The sequence below is a fragment of the Microcoleus sp. K4-B3 genome (genome assembly GCF_036704615.1).
In the GTDB taxonomy this organism is placed as follows: domain Bacteria; phylum Cyanobacteriota; class Cyanobacteriia; order Cyanobacteriales; family Microcoleaceae; genus Microcoleus.
The window spans coordinates 1-2,687 of record NZ_JAUBSF010000190.1; the positions used below are offsets into that span (position 1 = coordinate 1).

Genomic DNA, 2,687 nt, shown 5'->3' on the forward strand with positions numbered 1-2,687 from the left:
GGCATTGTTGTCATCTCACTTATTTGACTCATTGTCAAGTACAATTTATACCAAATTAGATGAGCTTACCCTGCTTTTGGTATAATGTCTTTAGCATTTTTTGTGGGGTGGCTCCAAAAGCCACCCGCTTTTTTACGACTTCTCCATTATCTCAAACAATTGCCCCGTCTGGGTTTTCCCTCGATTGTCACCCTCTCAGCTCGCAGCGGATGGCAAACCCGACATCAAGATTCGCAAAGGCAGGCGATCGGGCAAACCAACCAAGCGGCATTTATCACTTCGCCGATTTTGCAAAGCTTTGGGGTATGCGCCATCGCAAGGAAGCAGCGGAGATTTGCAAAAATCAAAAGTTGTCGGCGGCAGCGATTTGTGTCGCAAAGCTTTGTGGCAGTGGATTTTTACCAGGATCGAACCGCAGCGCTGCCGCTTTGCCAATGACATCGGCGATCGGCTAGGGAAGATTATGGACGCTGAAAAACTGAGCGGTCGCCCGGTGCGTTTGGTGCGATCGCGCGTGGCGGCCAAAGCAGTCAAGCTGCTATTCCGAGAACTTGTGCGCGATCTCGTTCACCCTGAAATCTAGAATCTAAAACCTAAAAACCAGCACAGGAAATTGCTAGAGTGAAATATATACATAAAAGTCAACGATCAAAATAAAGTATCCCTGAGGAGTCGTCGGTTCTGAATTTGTCATGCCCGAGACCCCACATACCCGTATAGTTTGTTTGGAATGGATGTTGCCGTGATCTTAATGCCGTCAGAAACTTCGCTTACCCAGTCAAACCCGTTGATTTTAGACAGTTTGCCAGACTTGTCGCCCTCCGATGGGGGATGTCCCCGCCGGGCTAGATTGCAAATTGACTTGATGTTGCTGGCGATCGAAGCCTTGTATCTCGGAGGTGCTGAAGAAATGCTGGCAGTGTCAAAGGACCTGGAATTGGAATCAATTATCAAAAATCGGGTTGCCCTTTGGCTGATGCGCAATACTAACCCGCTCAGACGCTACACCCAGCGCCGCTCCCTTACCATTGTGGAGGCAAAAGCGCTGGTGGCGATCGCCTGCAATATGGCGCGCAAGTTAACCGCGACAATTCGGCAGTTGCTGCTAGACTCGCAGCAGTTGCGATCGAGAAATATCCCCCTCAACCAGAACTTGCCGCTGGCTGAGTATTTAGAACGCTTTCGATCTCACTTTCGATCGCGCATGAACCCCAAGCGATCGCTAGTTGCAGCTTACGATTCCGACGACAAGCTCAACGAACTAGCTTTGAACTTGTTGAGCAAACTGCTATTTTGTACAGGCACAGCCGGAATGCAGCGCTTCTGGGTTAGCCTGTTTGATGGAGAAGTTGAATAAAAAATGACTATTAGGCGTCAGTACAGTCTGCCAAATTGCACCCTGGTTCTAGAAGGGTTGAGCGATGGATCGGCAGCCAGCCAGTTAGATATACGGCCGGTGCTTTCCATACTAATGAGCGCTGAATGCTATGTTACAGGTCTCGGCGAGCCCCTAAGCGGGGGACGAGACTTTTTTGAAAGCTTGGTGAGGGCCGTTAGCAGCTACGCTCAAGAATTTATGAGCGGAGTGCATTATCCCGATCGCTACGGCCCGAATTTGGGTATGGTACAGTTGCACAGAATTGACGGGAATTTGCATCGGTTGACCGTTCTACCCACCGAAACAGGCAGCCCAACCCAAATCGATCAAAAAACAGAAGTGTCGGCAAAAGTAGATTTGACGACAGTACAGCTATTTGACTTGGTAGAGGCGATCGATCAGTTTTTTGCGGACACGCAGACGCTGCCGGAATTGTCACTGCAATTAACCCCAATTTCCAGGCGTTATATCAAGTCTGCCGAACCTTTGGCGAAGCGGAGTTTGCCTGCTGTCGTGGGGGTGTCGAGTTTGGCTTTGGCGGCGATGGCGTTTTTCTTGGTGCCAGTGCCCGAAGTCCAGCGCGCGAGAGATCCGGTGCCGCAGCCGAATGCTGGCGGTCAGAATCTGGGAACGCCGAATCCGGGCGGATCGGGTTCGCCTAATCCCAATCCTACGCCTGCGGCGGGCGGTTTGCTGCCTGGGGATAAAACTCCGAACGCTGAATCGAGTTCGCCGACTCCGATCCCCGCGCCGCAGTCGGACGCTTCACCTAGCGCCACACCGCAGTCGAACACTTCGCCGGAAAGCACGCCGAGTCCTGTTTCTGAAGGTTTGGCAAGCCCTGAGGTGGCAGCCGTGCCAATTAGCGATCCAGGCGAAATTGAGCTGTTGAAGGGCAAACTTTCCCAGCAAATTGACGGAGTTGTGAAGAATAAGCCTCGCGTTGATGCGGAGTTGGTTTATCGGGTGAGTGTGGCTAAAGACGGGGCGATTGTCGGTTACAAGTCGGAAAATTCGGCAGCAGTCGATCGATCCGAAACGCCGTTGTCGGAGTTGCTTTACAAACCGGTTGGCAGCAGGCCGCCTGCGGAACCGCTGGCTGATTTCCGAGTAGTTTTTGCACCAGACGGCACTGTTCAAGTCACTCCTTGGTAATGGTTGATTGTTGACTGTTAACGGTTAACGGTTGACTGTTAACGGTTGACTGTTGACTGATACCAAATCCCGCTTAAATCCCACATTCCGCAGATGTGTGTGGAAATTTTTTATCAGTTGTGAAAAGTTGGAGTCAAAAAGTTTTTCCGTTTAA

The 2,687-nt window shown here is 50.9% G+C and carries 3 protein-coding genes; all 3 read left to right on the top strand.

What is annotated here, in order from left to right; translation table 11 throughout:
• The first annotated feature begins 184 nt into the window (after positions 1–184).
• The 3 genes from QUA78_RS32115 (at position 185) to QUA78_RS32125 (ending at position 2,533) form a co-directional block, all read left to right on the top strand.
• Positions 185–583 (top strand): hypothetical protein, encoded by a 399-nt coding sequence (locus tag QUA78_RS32115; protein WP_333307221.1) that lies wholly within the window; start codon positions 185–187, stop codon positions 581–583.
• A 147-nt stretch (positions 584–730) separates the two neighbouring features.
• Positions 731–1,357: a DUF3038 domain-containing protein gene (locus QUA78_RS32120; RefSeq protein ID WP_333307219.1), complete on the top strand. Its 627-nt coding sequence runs from the start codon at positions 731–733 to the stop codon at positions 1,355–1,357.
• A gap of 3 nt (positions 1,358–1,360) precedes the next feature.
• Positions 1,361–2,533, top strand: coding sequence for a DUF4335 domain-containing protein (locus QUA78_RS32125; RefSeq protein ID WP_333307217.1), 1,173 nt, complete (start codon positions 1,361–1,363; stop codon positions 2,531–2,533).
• Positions 2,534–2,687: the final 154 nt, after the last annotated feature.

What these genes read in the sequence shown, in the direction of transcription:
- QUA78_RS32125 (WP_333307217.1), top strand. Translation starts at nt 1,361, where the DNA reads ATGACTATTAGGCGTCAGTACAGTCTGCCAAATTGCACCCTGGTTCTA.
- QUA78_RS32120 (WP_333307219.1), top strand. Translation starts at nt 731, where the DNA reads ATGGATGTTGCCGTGATCTTAATGCCGTCAGAAACTTCGCTTACCCAG.